Source organism: Synechococcus sp. PCC 7336 (genome assembly GCF_000332275.1).
In the GTDB taxonomy this organism is placed as follows: Bacteria; Cyanobacteriota; Cyanobacteriia; order Thermostichales; family PCC-7336; genus PCC-7336.
Genome location: NZ_CM001776.1, coordinates 4,990,527 through 5,016,664 on the forward strand (window position 1 = coordinate 4,990,527; position 26,138 = coordinate 5,016,664).

The following is a 26,138-nucleotide window of genomic DNA, read 5'->3' on the forward strand; positions in this document are numbered from 1 at the left end:
CGCGCAATCGTCCCCATACCTGGGCTTTTATCTCGGTGAAATCCAGAATGCGATCGCCATAGTTGTGAATAATCGTCTCTAACCAGGCTTCTAATTTTTCGGCCTGCAGCTTATCGCCGCATACTGCTCGGGTTTCTCTCTCGTTTCGCCGATGACAACTTCTGCTCGCAGCAGCGGCAGAGTGACCTGCGCCTTCATTGTTGTCAACTGAAACTGCCGCTTACTCGCTTATCAAGCGCAATAACTCATCTGTTGACATCTTGCCACTCATATCGGTCCCCTCTAGCAGACTGTCCGCTAAATCCCGCTTCTGCTGGTGCAGAGACACAATCTTCTCCTCAATCGTGTCCTTCGCCACCAGCCGATAGATCGTCACCGGTCTCTGCTGGCCAATCCGATGAGCGCGGTCTGAAGCCTGATCCTCAACCGCCGGATTCCACCAAGGGTCCATATGAATGACATAATCGGCAGCCGTGAGATTGAGCCCCGTACCGCCCGCCTTCAAACTAATTAAAAAGACATCCCCTTCCCCAGCCTGAAAAGCATCCACCCGCTGTTTGCGCTGCTTAGCGGGGGTGCTGCCATCCAGATACTGGTATTGGATCTGTCGCTCCTCCAGATAGTCGCGCAGGATGTGCAAATGATCGACGAACTGGCTAAAAACCAACACCTTGTGGCGATTCTCCAACAGCTCCCCAATCGTCTCCCCAAACAATTGCAACTTGGCGCTGGGGAGTGGAGCATCGGGTACCACCAGGCGAGCATTGCAGCAGACCCGACGCAATTTCATAATTTCTGCCAACACTTGTAAGTGTTTTGGACCCGCTGCTCCATCGCTTTCGGCCAACTTCGCGATCGCCTCCCGCCGCAACGCCTCATACAGCGCCGTCTCCTCCTGACTCAAATCCACATGCAGCAAGATTTCCGTTCGAGAGGGCAACTCTGCCAAAACCTGACTTTTAGTCCGGCGCAGCAAAAAAGGCTGAATCAGCTTCTTCAATTTGCTGCGAGCCTGTTTGTCCTGGGATCTTTCAATCGGATGGGCAAAGCGCTGATTGAACCGCTCCAGAGACCCCAACAAGCCAGGATTGATGAAGCGAAACAGATTCCACAATTCACCTAGATGATTCTCAATCGGAGTACCTGTCGTAATCACTTTGAAGCCCGCTTGGAGCTTCATAGCCGCCTGCGATCGCTTGGTGGCAAAGTTTTTAATTGCTTGGGCCTCGTCTAACACAATCGTTTGCCACTGCACCTGTGCCAGCATCTCGGCCACCTCTTCCTGCTGCAGATATCCGTAACTGCACACCAGCATGTCAAACGGCTGCAGAGCCTCCAGCATTTTCTGGCGATCGCCACTACCAAACAGAATTGCTCGCAAAGTCGGCGCAAACCGTTGAGCTTCACTCATCCAGTTCGCACCCACCGAAGTCGGAGCCACAATCAGAGTCGGCCCCTCTGGAGCGCGGGTGAGAATGACCGCCAGTGCCTGCAAGGTTTTGCCCAGCCCCATATCGTCAGCCAAGCAGGCTCCAACCCCCCAATAGGCCAGCCGAGCTAACCAGTTAAACCCTTCCAACTGATAATCCCGCAACTCAGCTTGCAGCGTTGACGGCAGTTGCGGCTGCAGAGTTTGCATCTCCTCAATGCGCTTGACCTGCTCCTTCCAATGCTTGTCGGTCTTGAGCTGGCCGACATCGTCCAGCAGCTCCTCCATGATTGGCGTCACCAGTGGATGAAAGCGCACCCCCTTGCCGTGCTGCTCAGAAAATGCCCGCATCTCGTCGAGGCGCCTGCGAAATTCGCGCGTCAACGCCAGAAATTGACCGTCCCCTAACGGCACAAACCGGCTGGGAGTTTTTTCCAGCAGTGCCAACAAGCTCTGCATATCCAACACCGAGTTTTCGTCCAATTTCAATTCGCCAGTGGCCGCAAACCAATCCCGCTGCTTTTTAATATTCAAATGGAAGTCATCAAAATTGGCTCGGTGGCTGACCCGCAGTTTCTCCCCCTGCGGCCATTCCAGCACGACGTCATCCTCCAACTCCTGAAACTCCATCAACAATTCCAAACAGTCTTCTGGCTCCTCCACCAGCCATTCATGATTCTGTTCTACTTGGCGAGCGAGAGTGGGACAGGCCAAGACTGCAGCTTTCGCCTGTATGAGTTCGTGGCGTAAATCGCGTGTTGTTTGCAGGTGCTGACCGCCAATCTCGGCAATCACCGTTTCGCCCCCCGCCCCCGGACGAAAATAAGGACCGCCATCGGCAAAGGGACGGGCAAATATCGCTACCTTCAACCCCTCGCCAGCAGGCAGCAGGTGAATGTGAGGCTTGATTTCCGCCGGAACCGCTTCGGCCCGGACAGCACCGCCCCCAATATCCGAATGAACCGTAACAATTCTGGAGACGGTACCGATCGCCTCCAGCACGCGCTCCCGAGCCAGAGCGGGAACTTCCAGTCGATTTTGCTGGCCGATAATCTCGGCAATGCGATGGTGTTCTGGAGTTACCTCAATTACCTTGATTTGAGTGGGGGTTTCCTTGATGGCAATCGTGTCCTTGTCACTGGCAATCTTGGGAGAGAATTCCAAGATCAGCCGGTTGTCCTGCGCCCTCTTTTGCACCAGCAATTCTGGTTCCCCTTTAACCACTTCAACGCGAATGGTGGGAGTGTCTTCCCAGAAAACCAAGGGGTGTCCGATTAAGGCGGCGATCGCCCGCCTGCTAAAGGTATAGTCAATGCTGCCGCGATATCCGTACGAGCCGTAGGAGGTAAAGGTCTCGATACAGGCACAGACTTGCAGATCTTGCGGGGTAAGATAGTCGAACTCCCCCGGTTGGTGGTGGAGGCGCTTGAGGGCGATCGGCCGCCCTTTGCTCCAAACTCCTCGGGCATTAATTTTTTGCTCGCGGGGCTGCAACACGCACTGGTTGGGATAGAACGTCACAAACCAAGCTAAGCGTTTTTCCGCCGAGGGGATATTGGCGGGTTTAGGAGGTTCTTGCAAGTTGGCCAATGCATTTAAACACAGCTCCCAAGCTTGCTGCGATCGCACCGTATCCACCAGAGGCTGGATACCGCTGTCTTGGCGCAATGCGGCTGCCTTGCGATCGTATTGGCCCTTCGATAAACATTTCGACAGGAGTTCGGCAGTCTCCATCGCCAGCCAGTCATAGCCACAGGCTTTGGCCTCTGCATAAAGGGGGCTCAAGACTTTGGGCAAGCGAGAGTTTGATTGGGCTTTATCGGCATCCGCCCAGTAGAGACATAAGGCGACGAATAGGGGCTCGGCGCTGTGGGATTCGCGGTAGTCGGAGAGATGCGCGTTCAGGATAGAGTCCATTGCCGACAGCTCCCCCTGCCGAATGCCGAGCAGATCGGCCAGCGACTGGTAGATGGGGGCAAGCCAATGTTCGGATTGTCCCGAGATGATTTGGGCATAGGTTGTCGCTTCTTGCAGTCGTTGGGGGGAGCCATCTTTGAGCAATGCCAGCACAAACAACAGACCGCTGAAACCATTGAGGAAGATTTTGCGCTTGCGGGTGGCTTGTTTGCGATGTTTGAGAGCTTCAGTGAAATGGGCGATCGCCGCATCGTTCTCTCCCCGCACAAACGTCAGCCACCCCCAGTACCGACTGGCCTCGTCTCGATTCTCGGCGGAAACGGATTCGAGGCTATTTTGGGCTTCCGACAGGCGACCGCGCAGGAGACACTGCTCGGCTAAAGTCAACCGTAAAACATCCGAACAATACTTTCCTGACTCGGTACATCCCTCCTGCAGTAGGGCAAAGGCTCGGTCTGCGGGCTGCAAGTCCGAGCTCGAGCTCGCGAGGATAGTGGAAAGCCCCAGCTCGTAGATGGGCAAGGAGAGGGTACGAAACCACTCGCGATCGAAGGGATTGTTGCAGATCTGCGCGAACAGATCGACGAGTAAAACTTTAGTTTTGCGATCGCCCTGTTTGTTGTAATCGACAAGTTGGCGATTGATAAACTCGATATCCTGTCTATAAAGCCCGATGCGAACTTCCCGCACCAATTGGTCTTGACTGCTGAAATAGCGCTGCCCTCGGCCCCAGTTGTATGAAGAGAGGGGCAGTGTCTCCTCGATCGCCCTGGCAAAGGCTTCGAACCTGCCCTCGCGGATGGCATCGCGAGTCACAACCTCAGCTAGTAAGGGATGGCACCGAGGCCCCTGGCTGCGTGCTTGGACCAGTAGGCCCAGACTGAGCAGTTTCTGAAAGTGAGCTCTCAAGACGATCGCAGTGAAGGCTCGATTTTGACTGTCGCGCGCCCCAGTTTGATTGAAACAGGTGACAAAAGCACTGCGGCTGACCGGTTCGTAAATGACTGAGAACAGTTGGACAATGGTTTTGTCTAGCGGCTTTAACTGGCGATAAGCCTCAATCAGGTTGAGGCGAATGGCGTCAGCGTTAGTAGCAGAATCAGTCATGGGATAGTGATGCTATGTGGTCAGGCGATCGCCATAGGTAACCTGAAATGCCCTTTGCGGAAGCTCGGCCCCCTTTCACAGAAGGGACGGAGGAAAGGCCGATGCTCCATTATCGGGCGTCGAGACCCGAAATGGGAGGATGGTGCGGTCTGAACCGACTCCGCCTCGGGCATCCCTACGAATAGGGCTCTAGCAGGAAACTCGGAGGAAAGATGTCGCGTTTGCAGAATTCGATTGTGATGGTAACGGGGGCCAGTAGCGGTATTGGCAGCTCCTGCGCTCGGGCGTTTGCGGAGGAGGGAGCCCAGTTGATTTTGGCAGCCCGAAGTATGCCTCAATTGCAGGCGCTGGCCTCCCAGTTGAAAGCTGCGTGGGACTGCGAGACTCGCCTGTTACAACTGGATGTGCGCGATCGCCCTGCAGTCGAAACCAGCCTCGCAGCTTTGCCAGACGAGTGGAAGGCGATCGACGTGCTCGTCAACAATGCCGGTCTCAGTCGCGGCTTGGACAAGCTGCAGGAAGCAGAGTTCCGCGATTGGGAAGAGATGATCGACACCAACATTAAGGGGTTACTGTATGTGACTCGGGTGCTGCTGCCGGGAATGGTCGAACGAGATAAGGGGCATGTCATCAATATTGGCTCGACTGCCGGACACGAAGCCTATGCGGGAGGAAGTGTCTACTGCGCCACGAAATTTGCCGTCAAAGCGCTGACACAAGCCCTAAAGAAAGATCTGCACGGAACTGCGATTCGCGTGTCGTCAGTCGATCCGGGCTTGGTGGAAACCAACTTCAGTAACGTACGCTTTCGGGGGGATCTCGATCGCGCCTCCAATGTCTATGCAGGCATGACCCCCTTAACCCCTGACGACGTTGCCGAGATTGTCTTGTTTTGCGCTTCCCGACCGGCCCACGTCAATATTAGCGATGTCATCGTTATGCCCACCGATCAATCTGCCGCCACGATGGTGCATCGGCGGAAGGGTAGCGAATAGTTGGGGCGATCGGCGAACTGGAAGCAGCGATGGCGAATCAGCGATGGTAAATTCAGGTACGGAGAGGGTGGGATTCGAACCCACGGTAACGGGTTACGCTACACAGCATTTCCAGTGCTGCGCCTTCGACCACTCGGCCACCTCTCCAAAAGGCACTATTTGCTCGGGCTGAAGCAAGTGTCAGTTCAGCGCGAGTGCGACGCTTTGGCCGCATTAGCCTCAGTATCTTAACAGACCGATGCAGCGGATTTTCGCGCAAATCCACAAATTTGCCATTGAGATCGCCGAGGGCGGGCAACCCAGTTTTGCTACCGTTGGCTACTGGTCGAACCTGGCCTCAAACTGCCAAAGTGCGAACTCCAGCCAAGAGGCGATCGATGTCTGCTGCTGTGGTGAAGTAATGCACCGACGCGCGCAGAGATACCGGCTCTACCATCGATCGCACGTAAACCCCCCGCCGTTCCAGAGCCAACTCCAACGCTTCGGGATGTTTGCCCGCCACTGCAAATGGCACCAAGCCCGCCTCAGGCGGCTCCGCACCCAGACATCGCACCCCCGGAATCTCCTGCAACTGCTGCCAAAGCGATCGCGCCATCTCCACCTGCCGCCCGTACCGTTCTGCTGCAGTTCCGAAGCGATCGTGCAATTGCAGCGCCGCTGCGAGCCCAATCCGCACCGGATAAGCCGCCGTCGAGACCTCAAATTGTTCTGCGCCTCCTTTGGCATAGGTTTTGCACCAGCCCGTAAAGGTAGGACGAATCGCCGCCTGTCCCCGCTCCGACAGGTATAAAGCCCCCGTTCCCGCCGGACCGCACAGCCATTTATGGCCGGTAAAAGCATAGAAATCGGCTCCCGTGGCAGGCAAGTCGAGGGGCAACACCCCTGCCGATTGAGCGGCATCCACATGCAGGAGGGCACCGCGCGCGCGACAGCGTTCAGACAGTTGTTGTAGGGGCATCACCCTGCCCGAATTCCAGAAAACATGGCTGATACAGGCCATGCGTGTATTGGGTTTGAGATACTTTTCGAGGGTATCGGCAGGATCTGGGCTGGCGGTCAAGGGGCAAGTGTCGAGTTCGATACCGAAGCGATCGCGCAACGCTGTAGCAATTTCCCAGACGCCATAATGTTCGGCATCGGAGAGGAGCAGGCGATCGCCCTGCCGCCAGTCCAAGCCCCACATGGGAATATTCATGCCTGCGAGGGTGCTTTCGGTAAAAGCAATGCGGTCTGGCGTAGTGGCGAGGTAGGTGGCGATCGCCTGACGCAACTGTGCCTGTTCTTGCTGCAGCCAGTCAGCAACAGCGACAGAAAAGGGACCGAGTTCGTCAAAGCGGCGATAGGCAGCGGCGATCGCCTCGCGGGCAGGGGCAGATAGAGGGCCTTGACCGCCAAAGTTGAAATAGGTTTTGTCTGCCAGTGCGGGAAATTGCTGGCGCAGCTCGGCTAGGGATAGAGGGGTAAGGGTGTTGGGCATGCGAGGGGCAGAATCGTTTAGGACATCCAGAGGGCAGATACATTGAAAATAAAGCCTGACAGTATCTCTTCTCCAGACAGTTCTGTGGGAGCTGGCAAAAGCTCGACCTGCTCGGGGCGATAAATTTCCACCACCCGTCGCTGGGGATCGATGAGCCAAGCGAGGCGAACGCCAGCATCGAGATACTCGTGCAGTTTGGCTTGCAGCGGCGGCAAAGGATCGGAGGGGGAACGAATTTCTGCCACAAAGTCGGGGGCGAGGGGGACAAATCCCTGTCGCTCTGCTAAAGACAGAGCCTGCCAGCGATCGCGCCGCACCCAGGCGGCATCGGGCATGCGTTTGGCACCATTCGGTAACTTGAAACAGGTTTGGGAACTAAAGACTTTCCCCAGGCGATTTTGATGGTTCCAGTTCCAAAGTTGTCCGATCGCCTCAGCTTCGCGATCGCCGCTTTCGCCACCCACTGGGGCCACAACAATTAACTCCCCCTTGGCGCTCATTTCAAGGCTCTGCTCGGGATTTTGGCGACAGAGTGCTTCGAACTGTTCGTCCGTCAGCGCGATCGCAGGCTCCAGCACAATAGCGTCCATGACAAAACCCTCTCTCTGGCTTCACTCTACTGCGAGCCTCCCTCAATCCGTCCAAATGGAAGACAGTTTGCAAATAAAGTCCGGCAGCACAGCCTCTCCAGAAAGTTCTGTGGGGGCTTGCAAAACCTCGACCTCCCGCTCGGGGCGATAAATTTCCACCACCCGCCGTTGGGGATCGATGAGCCAAGCGAGACGAACGCCAGCATCGAGATACTCGCGCAGTTTGGCTTGCAGTGGCGGCAAAGGATCGGCAGGGGAACGAATTTCTGCTGCGAAATCGGGGGCGAAGGGGACAAATCCCTGTCGCTCTGCCGGGGACAGAGCCTGCCAGCGATCGCGCCGCACCCAGGCAGCATCGGGCATACGCTTGGCACCATTCGGCAACTTAAAACAGGTTTGAGAACTAAACGCAATGCCCAATCGATGTGCCTCGTTCCATCCCTCCAATTGATAGAGCAATTGAATTTCGCACCTGCCGCTTTCGCCACCCACTGGAGCCACAACAATTAACTCCCCCTTAGCGCTCATTTCGAAGTTCCGCTCGGGATTTTGGCGGCAGAGTGCTTCAAACTGCTCGTCCGTCAGCGCGATCGCGGGCTCCAGCACAATGGCGTCCATGACAAAACCCTCCCTCTGGCTCCACTCTACTGCGATCGTTCGGGCAGCAGCGCAGTATTCGGTCGAGGGAGGATTGGGAAGGGTCGGTACAGTTTAAAATTCGTTATCGAAGTCACCATCGGAGCCAGCCTGTTGGCTCTCGCTGCGGGAACCCAACAGTTCGAGGCGATCGACTCGCACTACGGGCTTTTGCCGATCTTCGCCAGTGGAGCGGTCTTTCCAGCGATCGAACTTGAGCGAGCCGGTGACGCCAAAGAGTTTGCCCTTGCGGATATAGTCCCCCGCAATCTCTGCAGTGCGCCCCCACATTTCTAATTCAAACCAATCGGGCTTGTCGTCCCCTTTGCGACGGCGATTGACGGCCATCGAGACATTACAGACGACATTGCCAGATTCGAAATAGCGCAGCTCGGGGTCGCGTCCGGCACGTCCGACGATGTTGACGAGGTTCAGGCTCATAGCGTTAACGGAGGTATTGAGGATTATCGATCGTTATAGATACTGTAGCCGACCCCTCGGGACTTCGTTTCCGTATGGTTGACTAAGTGAAATGGCGTTGCGGTTGGTGCTCTATGTTGCATGGTTATATTCCCCCAGAGCGATTTTTCCCCTATCTGACTTGGACTGAAATTCGGGATATGCCCGATCGGGAAAATACGGTTATTTTGCAGCCGATCGGGGCGATCGAACAGCACGGTCCCCATCTGCCTTTGGTGGTGGATAGCGCGATCGCCACCGCTGTTGTCGGTCGTGCTTTAGCCCAACTGGATAGCAGCATTCCCGCCTACGCGCTAGCACCACTGTGTTACGGCAAATCGAACGAGCACTGGCACTTTCCCGGCACGGTGACGTTAGGGGCAAAGACGTTGCTGGATGTGGTAACGGAGGTGGCAGAAAGTGTATATCGGGCGGGGTTTCGCAAGTTAGCGTTCGTGAATGCCCACGGAGGGCAACCGGAGGTATTGGCGATCGCCGCTCGGGATTTACACCAGCGATATGAGGACTTTGCAGTCTTTCCCCTCTTTGTCTGGAATGTTCCCAATGTCGCCGCCAGTTTGCTCGCCCCCAAAGAGCTGGAATTGGAGATTCATGCGGGGGATGCGGAAACCAGTTTGATGCTGGCGATTTTGCCAGAACAGGTGCGTATGGACAAAGCACAGACAGAGTATCCGCAAGGGTTGCCGCAAGGGAGCCTGTTGAGTATGGAGGGGAAGTTGTCGTTTGCTTGGACGACGCGGGATTTATCCCGCTCCGGCACTCTGGGAGACCCGACAGTGGCAACGCGGAAGAAGGGGGAGCAGATTTGGGCCTCGCTAGCGGATGGCTGGGTGAAGGCGATCGGCGACATCTATGGGTTCCAGCAGCCTCGGGCTGAGGATATAAAGAGATAACTGACCTTCACTCCCGTTCGAGTTCCGCGAAAGCATCGATCGCCTCCAACAAGCTCCGCTCGTCTTCGATGAGGTTGGTTCAACTAGCCTGCATTATTCATGAATGTTTTCCAGGTCCTGCGATTGGGCCTTTGACGGTGCTAAATCGTGACATGGGAGAGAGGGAAGCGCATCAGACGCATCAGATTGCGTCAATCTCCGTCAAAAGGGCATCAAAATCTCCTGATTGGAGGCAATCAGACAAAGCCATCCAATGACTGTGAGGAGTATTAGCTGAGTTTGAGGGGGAAAGGGCACATAATCGCTGTGCAATCACCTGAATTTCCTTGGCAAAGGGACAAAATGCAGCCAACTCGACCAGAACTCTGCGAGAGGACAGCCTGACCCGAGCCGCTCCTTGCTGAACATAAAAGCTGTCATAGAGCTCTTGCGGCGGCAACTCCAGATTGGTCACCACAAAGCGAGGATTGGGGCCTTTAGCCAACCACTCGGCCTTCATCACGATGCGGCGGGGTTGCTCCCAAGTGCCTGCAGCATAGTAGACATCATCAAACAGGCGAGCCTTTTCCCCACTCAGACAACACACCACCCGAGCCTGTTCGAGCAAGTTCGCAATTTTACGATTGAGCACAGCGTTGCTGCTAAAGCCTATGGCATAGAGCACTCTAGAGCGTTCGCACACCGTCAGGACTTCGGGCAAAGAAAACCCTCCATCCGCGCGCAGGGTAATCGACACGTTTGGCCAGGCTCGCTTGAGACGCCAGAATAACCAGCGCAAAATTCCAGCCACACCCTTGCCAGGATGGCTATTGCCAGCCCGTAACTGCAAGACCAATGGAAAGCCACTGAACGCTTCATTGCTCAATACAGGAAAGTACATGTGTTGTCCGTAGTAGCCATGAAAAGCACTCTGTTCTTGCTCCTCATGGGTGGGGTTATCCCAACCATCAGTGTCTAAGACGACCTTTGAGGGCGCACACTCATAGCTGGCAATGAACCGGTCAATGAAACTCCGACGCATGGCAGACGCTTCTTGGCGCGTGACATGGTTTTCCAAGCGGCTCATGGTCGGTTGACTCGCGAGTAATTCCTCCCCAGGCACGGGCAAGCGCTCACAGGCAATCTTAAAAATGGGATCGTGGCGCAGAAAATCACTATCATTAGCGTCTTCGTAACCGCCCACCAGTTGATAGACCCGTTGGCTGACTAGCTGCGCTAGGAGTGGGTGATTTTGTTCGGGTCCCGCCAGTCTTCAATGCAAGCTGCAAGCCCTTGGCAAATCTGTAACGGCTCTTCCGCCTGACGCGCTAACAGAATACCCACATCTGAACTCAAGTCCAGCTCTGAAAACTCCACGCTTAATGGACGCTGTTGATAAAAATCCAGCATCACATCCGAATCACAGGCTGCCATGGCACAATTCAACTCAGAAAACTGCTAGAAAGTCTGAGTCTAATACGTTTCAGCCTCTCTTTCCTAGCCCGAACAATACTTCGGACAGAATCAGGCGGCTATAGCCCCGTAGGCAAGCAGGTTCTGGTAGTTGGGTAGTTGGGATGAGATTTAATTAAAGTCGGCTCTAGCTCAAACATGGAAATAAATAAGTCTAAAAGAGGTTCGGTGAGAGCCAACCGTTTGTAAGAAGCTATGGAGAAACTGAGCGGCTCATGGGTCGGCCGCTGCTGTTGCAAGGCGGCTTTGGCTAAATTCAGTGCCATGAGACTGGCATTGACATGAGAATCTAAAGCCTCGGGGGAGCGGGCCTGACAATCAGCCAGTCCGCTAAACTGGCGCGCATCGCGGAAAATAAATTCGATCTGAAAGCGAGCCTTATAGCAGCGATAGAGCAGCAGAGCATCGCAGCGCAGTTTGCCAATCGCATGCAGCTTCAACTGCACCACCCCCTCCACCCACTTGTCCTTGGTGTAGTAGCCATCGCCAACCACATAGCGCACTTGAGGGGGGAAATAGCTTTGACAATAAGCCAGATGTCCCAGGTAGAAGTCCACACGGTTGCCCCGAGACTGATGTGCTGGAGCCGCTGTGTCAGCCTGGCTAGCCAATCCCGCTTCGGTCTGTTGAGCGGACAGGGTATATCCCGTGTTCTGTTCCAGATCCACGATCGCCACTACCGACCACTCCAAACCTCGCTCGGCTCGTTGGGTTTTGCCGTTATAAAACCAATCCAGTCCGGGGGTATGACGACCACTTTTTCGACGAAGTTACAATCCACCACGGCGATCTGGTTGCTTTGGGAGGAGCTCACCTGTTCTATCAGCGTTTGGTTGAGCCTCTCCAATCCCAGTCCTTGCTCAAAGTGGCGACGATAGGTTCGCTCGGATAGTTCGCTGTAGCGGCTGAGGTTGGTGTAATTGACCTTGCCACAGACCACGAAAATTGTGCTCATCAAGGTCAGCAGAAACTGGCGTTGGGGTTTGTGAAATGGCCTGCTGAGTCCAGCAGACCGGTTAGAATCTCTTTGAAGCTATCCATCGGTGTGTATTTTTTCTACAATCGCACTCTACACGGTGGGTGGCTTTTCTTCCATCTCCGTCTCAAAACTGTCCGGAGTATTGACTTGAACTTCACGTTGTCTTTGTATCATAGAAATATTTGCCACAGCAATAAGAACTATAATTGCTCCTAGCCACTGCAAAATCGTTAATTTTTCATTTAGAAATAGATAAGCCGCACCAACACCAAAAACCGGAATGAGATTAAGGAATAGTGCTGCACTGCTTACGGTTATTGTTTTGAGAGCAATGAGATAAAACCAAAATGCCAGCGCATACTGAACGATTCCAGAAAATATTGCTAAAAACCATATTCCTAAATCTAGGGATGAAAAATCTAACACTTCGTCGCCTAGTATTCCAGTATACCAGACAAAAGTTACCAATATAAAACCAGCAGTTTGCTGAACAGCTGCTAGAGTAACTGGGGAAAAGTTGCCAACTATTCGGTGGGAAAAAATAACATAAAGAGCTGCGCAAAAAGTACCAATAAAAATTAATATATCACCCACAAGAGCACTATTATTATAATTAATAATTTCTGCATCAAGACCGATAATTAAAATTACACCAGTAAAAGCAAGTCCAGCAGAATAAAGCAAGCTTCTAGTGATTTTTTCTCGTAAGAAAAGCCAGGAAATAATGACAACAATAATAGGCTCAGTTGTACCCAGTAGTGATGCTTTGGTTGCAGTAGTCAGTACCAATCCAAGCATTCCAAAAATATAGGCTAGTCCTGGTTCGAGGAACCCAGTCAAACTATATTTGATGGCAGCCCAATTCAGAAATAATCGTTGATTTACTATCAGTGTCGTCATCCATAGTAAAGTGATGCTTGCAGCAAGTTGAATGATAAGTAGATGTAGAGGAGGAATATATTCTAATGCTGCCTTACTCATTACTGTAGATCCCCCCCAGCAAGCAGCAGATAGGATCATAAATCCTTTTGCTCTCCATTTGGTCAGATCCATCGGGTATAATAAGTTTGGCATATCCCTTTCCTGGGTTGATTAAATAACCAGATATGGCGAGGTTGTCTTGGCGATCGTCGGCACAGTCCATTGACGCAGTTGCTCAAGCCATTGACGATAAGCAGGGGCATTTCTATGGGCGCTTTCAATTTGGGAACTTGAGTATCCCATGATTCACCTCCCTCAAGCTACCCCTGTCTGATTGAGACTCCAGGCACAGCAGGCATTCTAAGACTTTTCTACACCATTAAGCCTTACATCAATGCATATATTGTGCTTGTGTAAGCCCTGTTGAATATCCGTAGGTCAATCCTGGTTTGTTTACGGCCCGAATCGGAGGCCATGGATTGTGATATTTTGCTTCATCAGAAATTGGATGTCCGTGAAACAAAGCATAATTTCGATCCCCGGGTTTAAAACGACGCTCTGTAAGGTAATCAATTCTTAGCTCCTTCCATATTTCACAGCCTTTGTAATCTCCCTCCAGTTCATCTATCTCCTTTGAATCGATTGTCACTGAGGTAGGCGAAAGGATGTCAGTATGATAAAGACCTGAGTAATTTTCCTTAGAAAAATCGCTGGGAATGTAAGGGGGACGATTTTTCATCGGACATTCTGATGGGAGTTGCGATGGATCTTGATTATGCCAAGTCGTGCTATACATTTTTTCATCACCTATTCCACCATTACCTATTGAAAGCCACGCAAGATTTCGTACATGCTCTATAGCTTCTGATAAAGAAGAAGCTAGATCTCGATAAACGAGAGAATTAGCATAATGGCCAGGTGAATTGATAGAAATCATTAATCCACCAGGAATGCGACGATCGTGGTTTCGTGTTTTGTGAGCTCCAGGATAAAAAATATTCGCTCCAGCTTTGAAAATGCTTAGATTTTCATTTTTATCTCGGAGGGGAATAGCCTCTGTGTAAATGACGTCAGTTTCAGTGGGGGCATGTTCAATAAAATATATATCAGATACATACCTGCAAACATCAAGTAGTTCAAAGCTTGGTTTGGCAAATGCTAATTGCTTACTGTTAAAGAAAATAAGAAAACCATGACTTTTACCTTTTTCTGCTTTATCTTTCCAAGCGCGTCGAGCAGTTTGTATTTTGTCGATCAGATATAGTTGACCTAACTCAATTTCGCTTTCTGATATCCAACAAATTTCAACAGAAAGTCCTTCTGACTGACGAACTGCTACTCGACCAAAAAAACAGGGGTTGTAGCGAGATATCCAATTAAATAAACACTCTATTTTCTGCGATTGTTCATATTCTTTAGATAAAAGTATGCGATTAGCTTCATTTATGTCCGAGCCGAAGTCGTATTCATCAGGATGCTGCGGAAGTTTAGAAAAAGAAGAAGCTCCAAATTTAGACATGATAATCTCCTTTTGAACAATTGATAAAGGATAAATTTAAGTGTTCAAGCATGAATTCACTAACTACCTGAATAGCCAAATTTCTAGGAGGATAGATAAGTGTACTGGCTGAGACTCTGCTCGTAGTTTTGCTGTAGTCGTTGGGATTCAGTCAAAGTAATATGCTTTTCTTGCAAAGCTTGCTCAATTTGCTTGCGAATGTTCTCAGCCAGATCGTCGGAGTTATACTGCATATAGCCAAGCACTTCCGTTATGGTGTCTCCTTTGACAACATGTTCAATCTGGTAGCCTTTAGGGGTTAGATGGATGTGAACAGCGTTAGTATCGCCAAATAAGTTGTGCAAATTTCCCATAACCTCCTGGTAAGCACCCTGAAGGAACATCCCCAAGTAGTAAGGTTTTCCTGACTTGATAGAGTGTAGTTCTAAAATTGGCTTAACATCTCGCAAAGCAATAAATCGGTCAATTTTGCCATCGCTGTCGCAGGTAAGGTCTGCCAAAATTCCACGCTGTGTCGGTTCTTCATCCAGGCAATGTATCGGCATGATAGGAAATAACTGGTCAATCGCCCAGCAATCTGGTGATGATTGAAACACAGAAAGATTGATATAGTAGATGGAAGCCATAATTTTTTCTAGATCCGACAGCTCGTCTGGTATGTACTCCAGCTGCCTAGTTATATTAAGAATTTTTTGATGACAAGCCCAGTAAAACTTCTCAGCTTTGGCTCGTTCTGTAATATTTAAAAGTCCAAAATTGAAGCGACTTCTGGCTTCTTCGTTGAGTTGAGTCACATCGTGGTATGGTTCTTGGAAATTATCTTTGTGAATAGATTGGTATATTTCCCAAAGGTGAGTAATTATTGGAGACTCTCCTTCTAATGGAGGTTCTGGTGACTCAAAAGAGACTTGGCTGACACTGAGGGTATCAAAAACTAGTACCGATTGATGGGAGGCGATCGCCCGTCCACTTTCGCTAATCAATGTTGGCACTGGAATATTACGCTCAGAGCAGCTCTCCTTTACTTCTGCCACGATATCATTGGCGTAGTTCTGTATAGTGTAATTTCTCGAAGCATGAAAATTGCTTTGGGAACCGTCGTAATCGACAGCCAAGCCACCGCCGACATCAAGATAGTTCATGTTTGTCTCTAAGACGGCTAATTCAACATAGATTCGACTGGCCTCCTTGATGGCATCTTTTATCGCATTAATCGAACAGACTTGCGAACCTATGTGGAAGTGCAACAGTTGTAATGAATCTAATAGATTGGCTTCCCGTAACTTGTCAACTACTTGGATAATTTCAGGAATAGTCAGACCAAATTTGGCCCGCTTTCCTGTTGACGTTCCCCAGCGTCCTACACCTTGGGTACTGAGTTTAGCGCGAACTCCCAAGATTGGCTTAATCCCCAACTGGCGGTTGACAGCAATCACCAAATTGACTTCTTCAATCTGCTCTAAAACAATAATTGGCGTTTTTCCCAATCTTTGGGCTAACATCGCCGTCTCGATGTATTCCCGATCCTTATAACCGTTGCATATTATCAATGCTCCCGCTGTATCCAGCTGCGCCAGAGCAATCATTAATTCTGGTTTAGAACCAGCTTCTAAACCAAATTGATGAGGCTTACCCAAGCGCACTAAGTCTTCAATTAAGTGCCGCTGCGGATTACACTTGATGGGAAACACCCCACGGTAAATACCAGGATAATTGTAGTGGGTGATTGCTTTAGCAAAACAAGAGTTTAACCACTCAATGCAGTCCTCTAATACATCGGAAAAATGAATTAGCAGAGGCAGTTCTAAGTTACGCTGCTTCAGAGCGTTGACTAATTCAAACAAATCTAGAGAACCGCCGCGATCGCCCTTGGGACAAACAGTAATATGACCGGCAGCATTAATTGAAAAGTAACGCTGCCCCCAGCTTTTAATCCGGTAAAGTTCTTCGCTATCTTCTATCTTCCACAAATGAGACGAATCTGATTTGATGGCTGGTAAAAATCGCTTTGGGTTGCTTTTTAGCTCAACCATACGTCGATTGTTGAATGGTTCTTTTAGTTCAGTTGAGATGTCTGTTAATTCAATTTTCATCTTTTTTGAACTCCGTGAATATTTTTGTAGCTGATGGAAATATTTCTCTAGATCTTGATTTTAAGATCTAGGTATCTAGAGCATAAAGTTTATGAGAAATTCACATCAGAATAGGCAAGATTGAGCACATTAAATTCCTGACTTACCTAACACAATCTTCCTAGCATTCCCTTATTCATCCTGATTTTTCTCTGCCGACCTCAACAATGTGTAGTAACTAATGAGCTTATAGATCAATTTAGCGGTCGTATACTCTGACACGACAGAGTCTGCAACAGGTGCTAACTCCATGACATCACAACCGATTACTTGATAACTTTCAAAAACTTGTCGCAAGAAGCTCGTGAGACTATACCAGTCCAATCCCCCAGGTTCTGGAGTGCCAACACCAGGAATGAGTGTCGGGTCAATTCCATCTAAATCGATGGTCAGAAAAACTTTTTGAGTCGGAATGCTGGCGAGTACTTGTTTTATCCAATCTGGCTGCTTAGCAATCTCTCGGGCTCGGAATACAGTGAGCTGTTTTTCTTTTATTAGATCGGCTTCTTCTTTACAGATACTACGGATACTAATCTGTACTGTTGGTAAATCCATGTCTACAATTCGACGCATCACACAGGCATGGTTATGGATTGAACCTTCATATTTATGGCGTAGATCGCCGTGGGCATCAATTTGAATAACAGTGAAGGGTTCATTAGGATTTGCTGCCTGTCGGTAAGCTTCTACGATACCTGCTGTAATGCTATGTTCACCACCCAGCACGATCGCAAATTTATTGTCTGCAATTAAACGCTGCACAGTGTGTTGGGTAACAGCAAGCATTTCAGCTGAGGATTTCCTAGAACCATGACGAGAATCGGCAATCGGATCGTGAGTATAAATTCCAATGGTCCAGACCTCCCGATCTAGCTCTTCATCATAGAATTCCACTTGTTGAGAGGCTTTGAGGATTGCTGATGGACCATGTTCACAGCCTCGGCGATAAGTTGTTGTGGCCTCGTAAGGAATCGGTAGAATGACTACTTGAGCTGAATCATAATCCGCCGCAACTTCAGATCCCAGGAAAGGGATGACGGAAATAGTTTGAGTTGGCATGGTATTAGATAGGTTGGTTTACATCATTCTCGTACTAAAATCATTATGGAAGTGAATACTTCGGTCTACCTTTGAATTGGAAGGCTTTCACCGAAGACTTCTAAGTGTAAGCGAGAGGTACTTGAGATGAGCAAAATAATCTGGCTAAACAACGAGCTTTGCGCTCCTGCCAGTTATTTTTACCGTAGACGTATCCAGCAACTAGAGGAAACGCTAAAGTAGCTTCAGCAAAAACCATCTGTTCGACTTTCTTATCTACTTTGCCCCAAGAATGAGCTTCACGCAGAGTTGACCCCGATAAGCCACCATCTCGTTCATCTGCCACAGTAATCTGGATGGAGTATTTGTGCATGCTAGTTTCAAAACCTAGTAATTCAGCAGCCACTACCGTATCTTGAGCAAAATTTTTCGGTACACCACCACCGATCGTCACTAAGCCTGTATAAGTTGAAGCTAGTTTACACTGGGTTAGCTGACGAAAATCTCGTACTGAATCGATAGTGAGATGACACTCTGGAGACTTCCACTGATGGTGAACCAGACCAAATCCAGCAGAACAGTCGCTAAATGCAGGAACAAAAATCGGAACTTGATGTTGGTAAGCTGCTAACACGACAGAGCGAGTATCTTTAGCATGTTGTGTAAGATACTCGCCCATGTGATGGATAAATTCTTGAGAAGAGTAAGGTTTGGGGGACAAATATTTTGCAATTTCAGCAATAGTAAGATCGCATTCCCTTAGCTGTCTTTCATCGATAGATAAAGGTATCATAAATTCGATCGATCTGTTGTTGTCTTAGTAACTCATCATTGGCAAGTGGATCGCCCAAGTAATGACGAAAGCCTAAGGCTTCAAAGAAATCTTGATCGACGATGTTAGCTCCCGTCGAGACAATCACATCTACCATATTATTGGCGATCAAGTCATAAACTATTTCCTTTAATCCAGCGCTGAATAAGAAACCAGCAAGGCAAAGGATAATATTGCAGTCGGTATCTTGAATCATCCGATCGTAGATTTGAGCAGCTCTAGACAAATTCCTTGCTTGAAAGGACATTTGCCCCATTGCTTCAACCAGATCCACACAATCAAATCTTTTGATATCGATTGGGTTGACAGTTTTTTGTAGAAGTTTTTGACGATTCATAACATGTTTACCGCGCTACTATTTTTTCAAGTCTGTTAATATTTTCAAGTCCGTTAATATATTTACTCTTCCATTCTAGATTTCTCCACTGTAGTCTAAGAAAATACTTTGCTTTCATCGACTCTCAGTCAAGTTATTCCTGGTCATGAGATGCATCCAACATAAGATCTTCTATTCAGTCTTGAGAATTAGATGATGCTTAGAAAAATCTGAGCTTGTAGTTATCAATAAATTCCACTTTAAAGTAAGTTTATTGTAATACTATCTTTTTATTAAATTAGCAATTAATCTGGTTCAAAAACTGGCTAACTTAAGATAACAATTTTCCGTCACTTGAAGATAGCCGGATTAGACATGTAGAGGTGAATTACGCTCTTTGTAAACGTTGGAAATCCAGCAGTTCGAGCCAATGTGGATGAGCTACTCCTGTCATCAGCTTCGTGGGACTTTTGTCAGCTCGCTCAGGGACTTCACTACGTATGAAGCGGAGATCGCTGAGGAAGAGTTATCGCAGGCTCAGAGTATACTTGAAAGTCCGATCGGTGGTTAATCAGCCCAAGGGGAACCAGTCTCGCGAACAGCTTGATAAGATTTGAAGCCATAACCACATCAGAAATGTAAGTCTTTCAAGGTAAGAAATGAGCTTTCAAGCCTGTTCTCAGATTAAGAGTCGCTCAATGTGCGCCGTAGGGAAAGTAGTTGCGTAGACCTGCTTCAATTGTGGGTTACACGTTTGGAAGGAGCAGATATCTATCGGGCGATCGCCCTCGCAACCGCAGTTGCAGCGGCGGTTTTCGGCAGAGAATTTTGCATGTGCTTAAGTTGAGGGCTTAACCTGCGATCCTCAGTTGCGAGGGCTAAAATGGTGTCTCACACTACAAATATTGACTGAATGCAAGCATGGCTCCCGCACTCCTTCCCGGAGTTGGGGGATTTTCCGCAGCGGGATTTTGCAATTGTTTGAATTTCCCGCAGCCCACTACCGAAGATGGGTTTGGGCTCTGAGCAGGCGATCGCAAGCCGACCCCCTCGCTCCAATACTTGCATCTTTGACCTATCGATATCGAGAGGTTTTCCAAATGAAGCGACTGACGACTTACCTGATTGCTGCATTGCTGTTGCTGGGGTTGGCAGGGTTGCCCCATGCCTTCAGCCAAAACACCGACAGCGCCCCTGCCGAGAACGGCGTTGCCGCCATTGACCCCCAAGCACCCTTATTCGAAGGGCTGGGCGACACCCATCACCCCATTTCAACCACATCCCCACTGGCCCAAACCTATTTCGACCAAGGGTTGGTTCTCGCCTATGGCTTCAACCATGCCGAAGCAGCTCGCTCGTTCCGAGAAGCCGCTCGCCTCGATCCCGACTGCGCCATGTGTCATTGGGGGCTGGCCTACGTGTTAGGACCCAATATTAATGCAGCCATGGCAGACGACGCCGTGCCCGAGGCGTATATCGCCATTCAGCGGGCACAGGAGCTCAGCGATCGCGCCACCCCACTCGAACGGGCCTATATCGCAGCGATGGCTCAACGGTACCCAGCGTCACCCGTGGAGGATCGTTCCGAGCTCGATCGCGCTTATGCCGAGGCAATGGGCCAGGTGGTGCAGCAATATCCTGACGATCTCGATGCGGCGGTGTTATATGCCGAAGCCTTGATGGACACCACCCCTTGGAATTATTGGACGGAGGACGACCAACCTCGCGAGGCCACTCGCAAACTGCTCGACAGCTTGGAGTCTGTACTCAGCCACGATCCCAATCATCCCGGAGCCAATCACCTCTACATTCACGCTGTCGAAGCCGTCCATCCCGAATGGGCCGAAGCGACAGCCGATCGCCTCGCGACCCTCGTGCCAGGGGCCGGTCACCTCGTCCACATGCCCTCCCACATCTACATCAACGTCGGTCGCTACCACGATGCTGCGGTGTCGAACCAAGCGGCGATCTCGGCTGACGACGACTATGTCACCCAATGTCACGCTCAAGGACTCTATCCGCTGGCCTACATACCCCACAACGAGCACTTCTTGTGGTCTAGCGCGGCAATGGAAGGGCAAGGGGAGCTCAGCATCCAGACGGCACGCGAATTGGCGGCATCTGTGAATCGAGACCTAATGCCCGAACTGGGGGTGCTGCAGCACTTTTACGCGATTCCCTACTACGGACTGGCCCGCTTCGGTCGCTGGCAGGAAATTCTGGCCGAGCCTGCCCCCGAAGTGAATCTGCCATATCCGATGGGCGTGTGGCATTATGCGCGCGGCATGGCTTTTGCTAACACCGGTCAATTAGAGCAAGCCGAGCAAGAGTTGGCTCGGGTAAAGGCGATCGCCGCCGACCCCGAACTCGAAGCCGTCACTGTCTTTGATATCAACTCAGTTGCACGACTGATGGAAATCAGTAAAGAGGTATTGTCTGGCGAGATTGCCCGCCAGAGTGGGGATCTAGAAACGGCGATCGCCGCTCTAGAAACTGCTGTCGAGCTGGAGGATGCTCTGATCTATAACGAGCCGGAAGATTGGTATTTACCGGTACGGCAGATTTTGGGAGCCGCGCTGTTAGAAGCCGATCGGCCCGAGGCCGCAGAAGCCGTTTATCGCCAGGATCTCGTTGCCCACGAGCGCAATGGCTGGTCGCTGTTTGGTTTGACCCAAAGCTTAGAAGCTCAAGGGCGATCGGACGAGGCGCAGATGGTGCGCGATCGGTTTGACGAGGCATGGCAGTATGCCGATGTCGAGCTGACCGCATCGCGGCTTTAGTAGAGTCCCCGAATTCTCCACGGTGAAATCAGTGTTTCAGGGTCTTTGCAATTGATTGAAAAAATACCAGGAGCCTTGTCCCTGTAGGGGCGGGGTTTTCCCGCCCCGTGCAATATCTGCGCAAAATATGTCCGGGGAATCGCAGTAACGGAGGCGCTAGGATACGCAGGATATCAGCTTCCGGCTTTGTTTATGGCTGTTTTGATTTCAGCGGTGCTGCCCATTGCATTGGTGGCACTCGCGGGCGCTTGGATCGGACGCATCTTCGAGCTGGATTTACAGACGCTAGCACGGGTGAATATCTATGTGATGCTGCCAGCACTAGTGCTGACGAGCCTGACGGAGACAACCCTGGCCTTCGGAAATGCGATCGCGATTGTGGCTGCATTCTTACTCAACACAGCCCTGCTATATCTGCTCGCTGTGGGGTTGGGTCGCAGCCTCAAATTTTCTCCAGACGAGCAGAAAAGTGCGATCGCCACCACTCTATTTGCCAACGTCGGCAACATGGGGCTGCCGTTTGTGTTGTTCTCGCTGGGGGAGGCGGGTCTGGAGCGGGCGGTCCTGTATCTGGTGGTGTCGAGCCTGACGATTGCTAGCCTATTTCCGATTGTACTGAAGGGAGCAGGCATCAGAACTGGCGTACGCTTGACGCTGCGACTGCCAGTCTTTTGGGCAACACTGGCGGGGTTGGTGCTACAAGCTTTGGGCGGAGCGCTGCCCCAGGCGATCGAGCGAGGGGTCGCGCTGCTGGGAAGCGGGGCAATTCCGATTGCGCTGGTCATGCTGGGGGTACAGTTATCGCGGACCCAGTTTGCCTTCGGGTATCGCGAGCTCTTGGGGGCAGGTTTGAGGTTAGTGGTATCGCCGCTGTCAGCCTACGGTATCGGGAGAGTCTTAGGATTAGAGGGATTGGATCTGCAGGTTCTGGTCTTGCAGGCGGCTATGCCGGTGGCAGTCAATTCTCTCATTTGGGTCACAGAGCTGGGGGGAGATAAGGTTCGAGTGGCTAGAACCATTGTGCTCTCGACCTTGCTCAGTTTCTTGACGCTGCCGGGGGTGCTGTGGCTGACCGCGCTGTGAGGGTTTATGGGCGATCGTGCGGCACGGGATCGCCAGGTTTTCGTCGGTCCTCGATCGCACTGTCAGCTTTAACTACCTGGGAATAAGAACTCAATGGATTTCATCGGCAAGTAGAGCTTGAGAGGGTTATGTCGAAACCGCTGAAAGCCATACTTCTGATAGAACTTGGCTGCCTGCTCATCTAAAGCATCCACCACCACAGCCAGTGAAGCGATCTGTGTGGCTGCCTGCAGGGATCTCTGCAATGCATCTAGTAATAACAACTCACCCAGCCCGCGACCTCGATAATTGATATCGACTGCTAAACGCCCCAATAGAGTTGCTGGCAGTTTTGGATAGTTCGGCAAACGCTTGACCAACTTGTCCCCCAACTCGGACAGCTCTACCGAGTATGAAGAGAGGGTGTAGTAGCCTAGAATGGCATCATCAGGAGAGTCAACAAGGACAAAGACAGCAGCAATTCGCCTTTTGAGATCCTGAGAAGCCTGCTTTTGGATGTAATCGTCGAGGCTAAGTTCTCTGCATGTGAACCTCGCGCGATCGTGTCGGCGTTTATCGAAGGGTTCGAACTGCAAAGTCATTAGGACTGAATCGCTTGTCGGTAGCGTGCTGCTGCTGTTGTTAAGGCTTCATTAGGAAGTGGTGGATTTAACAGCGCATCTACAAATGCTTCGCTATCCTGCCGACTCAGATTTAAGGTTCGATATTGCTCGATCGCCTTGCAAGCAGCTTCTTGCACACTTGACACCACAAAGTCAGTCAGGCTGCATCCCTGAAGCTCAGCCGCTTGCTGCCAAAGTGCTTTCATTTCGGGATCGACCCGAGCTTCAAGGCGGGCCATCGATTTTGAAGAAGTAGCCATGACAGGATCGATTCATTCAGATGCTTCCATATTATCCGGCAAAAGGCCGTACACTCAAATCGAGCCTATGTCCCAATCAAATCTTTCAGTCGTTGTCTTTGTCTTGCCGAGACGGGCGATTTCTCTCCACATCTCGGTTTACAATTTTTAATCTAGGCTAGTGATGCTATTCGCGAGAGGAATCTATGCCCCACACCATTGTCACCGACGTTTGCGAAGGCGTAGCCGACTGCGTTGAGGCTTGTCCCGTCGCCTGCATCCACCCCGCCGACACCAAAAATGCTAAAGGCACCGACTACTTCTGGATTGACTTCGAAACCTGCATTGACTGCGGCATCTGCCTGCAGGTCTGTCCCGTCAAAGGGGCGATCGTGCCAGAAGAAAAACCCGATTTGCAGCGCCTGCCGGTCTGAGGGAGTAAGGTTTGGCTAGGTGGAGTCAAACTGCAGCCCCAGTCAACCCAAGTCAGTGGCCCAACTCACACCATCGCCAAACATTCAGCGCGTCGGGAGCTCCGCCGATGGTGCTCAGATTTTGTAAATCCAGAACCTATCACGATCCGCTACACGGATCGATTCAGTTGGATGGGGGCGATCGCACTGAAGCCCTGCTGATTCGCTTAATCGATACTCCCGCCTTTCAGCGACTGCGCCGCATCCGTCAATTGGACACCGCCTCCCTCACCTTCCACGGTGCGGAAGGCTCCCGCTTTACCCATTCCGTCGGAGTCCTCCACGTCGCCCGACGGATCTTCGACCAACTGGCCCAACACCACGAAGACCTGCGCCGCTACCGCTCCGTTGCCCTCGTCGCCGCCCTGCTGCACGACATCGGCCACAGCCCCTTCAGCCACGCCGGAGAAGAGATTTTTGGCTGCCATCACGAACTCTGGACCTGCCGCATCGTCAAAGAAGATCTGGCGATCGCCGAATTATTCGATATCTGCGAACCCGGCCTCGCCGACCAACTGCAACAGGTCTACCGCCACCGCTTCCCCATTCCCGTTGTCAGCCAACTGATCTCCAGCCAACTGGACTGCGATCGGCTCGACTACCTGCTGCGCGACAGCCACTACACCGGAGCCCAATATGGCCGCCTCGACCTCGATCGCATCGTCACTGTCCTGGGCTACGACCCTGCCACCCAGCAATTAACCATCCCCGAACGCAAAGGCTTAGGCGCGATCGAACATTACTTAGTGGTGCGTTATTTCATGTACGCGCAGGTCTACCACCACCCCAAAAGCATCGCCGCCCGCTTTGTCCTGACCAAACTTTACGAACGAGCCCGCACCCTCCTCCAAGCAGGCGAACTGAGTTGCGATCGCATCCTCACCGCATGGCTGCAAGGCCCTGTAGACCAGCTCCCCCTCGATCTGTACTTAGCCGCCGACGACATCCTCTTCCAATACCCCATTCGCTTCTGGTGCGACCATCCCGATCCCGTCCTGGCCGATCTCGCGCGGCGCTATCTAGACCGCGATCTGTTTAAAGCCCGCAACATCGCCGCACTCCCCCCCGATCGCCAAGCAGATCTACAAGCCGCAGCCGCAGCCGCCCTTGCCAAACTTGACCTACCTGCCAACTATTATCTCGGCGTCCGCTCCTCCTACGCACGCGGCTACACCCCCTACCAAGAAGGCATTTGTTTGAGAGGCGATCGCGGCGATCGCGAAATCGCCGATCTTTCCCCCCTAGTTAACTCCTTAGCCCACACTCAACCCAAAACCCGCCTCATCTTCCCCCGAGAAATCGAAGACATTATAGAAACCCACCTCAAACACCTCTCCCCTTCCGAAGTTCCAGCCCCTCTTACACTTCCTCTCCCAACCAACATTTAATCCACCCACAACCTCTTGGTTTAAGCCAACTCCCCACAACAGCGACAGAGCTGTATGGAAATCCCATCATGACCTCCGGGGTACTCCCGCCAGAACGCAGAGCGTTTGGCGGTGAGGGGGATAGGATAGTTAAACGCAGGGCGGTTGGACTACCGCTCTCTGGCTGTGGAGGCTTATCCGCTGGGATGCCTGTGAAACAGCAACTCTCACTCGTGAGTCTGAGAAGCTCCCGCTAGACCCGTAGGGTTAGCGGTGAGAGTAGTCACAGCCCCTCGCAATACCGATCGCGAACGCGCCGTGTCATACTAGCTAAATCAAATATAAATAAAGGTTAAGACATGATGATTGGAGACATCCCCATCGCCCCCCTAGCCGTGGGAGCCATCGGATTTATTGCTGCTGTGACACTAGGTTCTCTCGCCTGGTACAACTCCAAGCGCCCTGCAGGCTGGGAAAACGCCGAACGCCCCGACTTCGTTCCCAAAATTGGTGAAGACGAGAGTGACAGCTAGCGTATCTGATTAAAGTACGATAGATAGGCTATACCACTGACCGCCAGAGTTCCATGCACAATCCCTCTCTACGCGAAGAGCCCCTCAAAGGCCGCGCCCCCATCGTCCCCATGAGCGACACCCTGTCTATTTTGGATTGGCTCAAAGCTCAGGGACGGCTGATCGAGGTCGTCCCCACCACCGAGCTCAACCGCCCCGAAGAAGAGGACATTAGCGTCTTGATGGGCGAAGAAGAAAAGTACGACGACGAAGATTAAAACAACGCCGAACCGCTCTTCCCCCACCAGCCCTTCTGCCAAAATTGGGAGATGGAAGTAATAGCTGGGGAACCTCTAGTTGTTGTCAGGT

Annotated in this window: 23 protein-coding genes, 1 tRNA gene and 1 pseudogene; 8 read left to right on the forward strand and 17 right to left on the reverse strand. The window is 51.3% G+C overall.

All coding sequences use genetic code 11. The features are described 5' to 3' along the window. Window positions 1-220: 220 nt before the first annotated feature. Window positions 221-4,453 (reverse strand): DEAD/DEAH box helicase, encoded by a 4,233-nt coding sequence (locus SYN7336_RS23325; RefSeq protein ID WP_017328364.1) that lies wholly within the window; start codon window positions 4,451-4,453, stop codon window positions 221-223. A 212-nt stretch (window positions 4,454-4,665) separates the two neighbouring features. On the opposite strand from SYN7336_RS23325, the gene SYN7336_RS23330 reads away from it, so the two are divergent. Then, a complete protein-coding gene (locus tag SYN7336_RS23330) occupies window positions 4,666-5,448 on the forward strand; it encodes an SDR family oxidoreductase (protein WP_017328365.1) in 783 nt (260 codons plus the stop codon). A 59-nt stretch (window positions 5,449-5,507) separates the two neighbouring features. Here the strand turns inward: SYN7336_RS23330 and SYN7336_RS23335 are convergent. From SYN7336_RS23335 to SYN7336_RS23355, 5 genes are all read right to left on the reverse strand, one after another. Beyond that, window positions 5,508-5,595 (reverse strand) — tRNA-Ser (locus tag SYN7336_RS23335). Window positions 5,596-5,785: 190 nt separating this feature from the next. After that, complete coding sequence (locus SYN7336_RS23340) at window positions 5,786-6,925, reverse strand: aminotransferase class V-fold PLP-dependent enzyme (RefSeq protein ID WP_017328366.1); 1,140 nt, start codon at window positions 6,923-6,925, stop codon at window positions 5,786-5,788. Between the two features lie 17 nt (window positions 6,926-6,942). Next, a complete protein-coding gene (locus SYN7336_RS23345; protein WP_017328367.1) occupies window positions 6,943-7,515 on the reverse strand; it encodes a Uma2 family endonuclease in 573 nt (190 codons plus the stop codon). 42 nt (window positions 7,516-7,557) lie between these two features. Beyond that, window positions 7,558-8,133 (reverse strand): Uma2 family endonuclease, encoded by a 576-nt coding sequence (locus SYN7336_RS23350; RefSeq protein WP_017328368.1) that lies wholly within the window; start codon window positions 8,131-8,133, stop codon window positions 7,558-7,560. A gap of 93 nt (window positions 8,134-8,226) precedes the next feature. Further along, window positions 8,227-8,592: a single-stranded DNA-binding protein gene (locus SYN7336_RS23355; RefSeq protein WP_017328369.1), complete on the reverse strand. Its 366-nt coding sequence runs from the start codon at window positions 8,590-8,592 to the stop codon at window positions 8,227-8,229. Between the two features lie 113 nt (window positions 8,593-8,705). On the opposite strand from SYN7336_RS23355, the gene SYN7336_RS23360 reads away from it, so the two are divergent. Continuing rightward, a complete protein-coding gene (locus SYN7336_RS23360; protein WP_017328370.1) occupies window positions 8,706-9,524 on the forward strand; it encodes a creatininase family protein in 819 nt (272 codons plus the stop codon). A 181-nt stretch (window positions 9,525-9,705) separates the two neighbouring features. Here SYN7336_RS23360 and SYN7336_RS29405 read toward each other — a convergent pair. The 9 genes and pseudogenes from SYN7336_RS29405 to SYN7336_RS32825 form a co-directional block, all read right to left on the reverse strand. Continuing rightward, window positions 9,706-10,937, reverse strand: a pseudogene (locus SYN7336_RS29405) (IS1380 family transposase). A gap of 98 nt (window positions 10,938-11,035) precedes the next feature. Beyond that, entirely contained in the window at window positions 11,036-11,713 is a 678-nt protein-coding gene (locus SYN7336_RS29415) for a hypothetical protein (RefSeq protein ID WP_369791890.1), read from the reverse strand. After that, window positions 11,653-11,931 (reverse strand): hypothetical protein, encoded by a 279-nt coding sequence (locus tag SYN7336_RS31930; protein ID WP_017328372.1) that lies wholly within the window; start codon window positions 11,929-11,931, stop codon window positions 11,653-11,655. Before SYN7336_RS31930 ends, SYN7336_RS29415 begins: the two co-directional genes overlap by 61 nt. Window positions 11,932-12,045: 114 nt before the next feature. Beyond that, window positions 12,046-13,029 carry a DMT family transporter gene (locus tag SYN7336_RS27510; protein WP_071590847.1) on the reverse strand — a complete coding sequence of 328 codons (984 nt, stop codon included), beginning with the start codon at window positions 13,027-13,029 and terminating at the stop codon, window positions 12,046-12,048. 238 nt (window positions 13,030-13,267) lie between these two features. Continuing rightward, window positions 13,268-14,395 (reverse strand): hypothetical protein, encoded by a 1,128-nt coding sequence (locus tag SYN7336_RS29420; protein WP_071590848.1) that lies wholly within the window; start codon window positions 14,393-14,395, stop codon window positions 13,268-13,270. An 83-nt stretch (window positions 14,396-14,478) separates the two neighbouring features. Then, window positions 14,479-16,428, reverse strand: a complete 1,950-nt coding sequence (speA, locus tag SYN7336_RS23385) for a biosynthetic arginine decarboxylase (RefSeq protein ID WP_369791891.1) — start codon at window positions 16,426-16,428, stop codon at window positions 14,479-14,481. A gap of 231 nt (window positions 16,429-16,659) precedes the next feature. Continuing rightward, a complete protein-coding gene (gene speB, locus SYN7336_RS23390; protein WP_026101270.1) occupies window positions 16,660-17,586 on the reverse strand; it encodes an agmatinase in 927 nt (308 codons plus the stop codon). A gap of 100 nt (window positions 17,587-17,686) precedes the next feature. Next, window positions 17,687-18,358: a deoxyhypusine synthase family protein gene (locus SYN7336_RS32820; RefSeq protein ID WP_255346689.1), complete on the reverse strand. Its 672-nt coding sequence runs from the start codon at window positions 18,356-18,358 to the stop codon at window positions 17,687-17,689. Next, window positions 18,336-18,734 carry a deoxyhypusine synthase family protein gene (locus tag SYN7336_RS32825; RefSeq protein WP_255346690.1) on the reverse strand — a complete coding sequence of 133 codons (399 nt, stop codon included), beginning with the start codon at window positions 18,732-18,734 and terminating at the stop codon, window positions 18,336-18,338. Before SYN7336_RS32825 ends, SYN7336_RS32820 begins: the two co-directional genes overlap by 23 nt. Window positions 18,735-19,690: 956 nt before the next feature. Between SYN7336_RS32825 and SYN7336_RS23405 the strand changes: the two genes are divergently transcribed. Together SYN7336_RS23405 and SYN7336_RS23410 are read left to right on the forward strand one after the other, a co-directional pair. After that, the gene (locus tag SYN7336_RS23405) at window positions 19,691-21,493 is read left to right on the forward strand and encodes a hypothetical protein (protein WP_202951127.1); all 1,803 of its coding nucleotides are present in this window, start codon (window positions 19,691-19,693) and stop codon (window positions 21,491-21,493) included. A gap of 192 nt (window positions 21,494-21,685) precedes the next feature. Further along, a complete protein-coding gene (locus tag SYN7336_RS23410; protein WP_017328378.1) occupies window positions 21,686-22,576 on the forward strand; it encodes an AEC family transporter in 891 nt (296 codons plus the stop codon). A gap of 68 nt (window positions 22,577-22,644) precedes the next feature. On the opposite strand, the gene SYN7336_RS23415 is transcribed toward SYN7336_RS23410, so the two are convergent. Both SYN7336_RS23415 and SYN7336_RS23420 read right to left on the reverse strand, forming a co-directional pair. Then, on the reverse strand, window positions 22,645-23,157 hold the full coding sequence (locus SYN7336_RS23415) for a GNAT family N-acetyltransferase (RefSeq protein ID WP_017328379.1): 513 nt from the start codon (window positions 23,155-23,157) through the stop codon (window positions 22,645-22,647). After that, window positions 23,157-23,438: a DUF1778 domain-containing protein gene (locus SYN7336_RS23420; RefSeq protein ID WP_038026233.1), complete on the reverse strand. Its 282-nt coding sequence runs from the start codon at window positions 23,436-23,438 to the stop codon at window positions 23,157-23,159. Before SYN7336_RS23420 ends, SYN7336_RS23415 begins: the two co-directional genes overlap by 1 nt. Before the next feature lie 185 nt (window positions 23,439-23,623). Here SYN7336_RS23420 and SYN7336_RS23425 point away from each other — a divergent pair, with 185 nt between their 5' ends. The 4 genes from SYN7336_RS23425 to SYN7336_RS23440 all read left to right on the forward strand — a co-directional run bounded on the left by SYN7336_RS23425 (window position 23,624) and on the right by SYN7336_RS23440 (window position 26,047). Continuing rightward, window positions 23,624-23,851 carry a ferredoxin family protein gene (locus SYN7336_RS23425; protein WP_017328381.1) on the forward strand — a complete coding sequence of 76 codons (228 nt, stop codon included), beginning with the start codon at window positions 23,624-23,626 and terminating at the stop codon, window positions 23,849-23,851. A gap of 107 nt (window positions 23,852-23,958) precedes the next feature. Next, window positions 23,959-25,278: an HD domain-containing protein gene (locus SYN7336_RS23430; protein ID WP_017328382.1), complete on the forward strand. Its 1,320-nt coding sequence runs from the start codon at window positions 23,959-23,961 to the stop codon at window positions 25,276-25,278. A 338-nt stretch (window positions 25,279-25,616) separates the two neighbouring features. Continuing rightward, entirely contained in the window at window positions 25,617-25,790 is a 174-nt protein-coding gene (psb35, locus tag SYN7336_RS31830; protein WP_017328383.1) for a photosystem II assembly protein Psb35, read from the forward strand. Between the two features lie 53 nt (window positions 25,791-25,843). Then, window positions 25,844-26,047 carry a DUF3134 family protein gene (locus SYN7336_RS23440; RefSeq protein WP_017328384.1) on the forward strand — a complete coding sequence of 68 codons (204 nt, stop codon included), beginning with the start codon at window positions 25,844-25,846 and terminating at the stop codon, window positions 26,045-26,047. The last annotated feature ends 91 nt before the right edge of the window (window positions 26,048-26,138 follow it).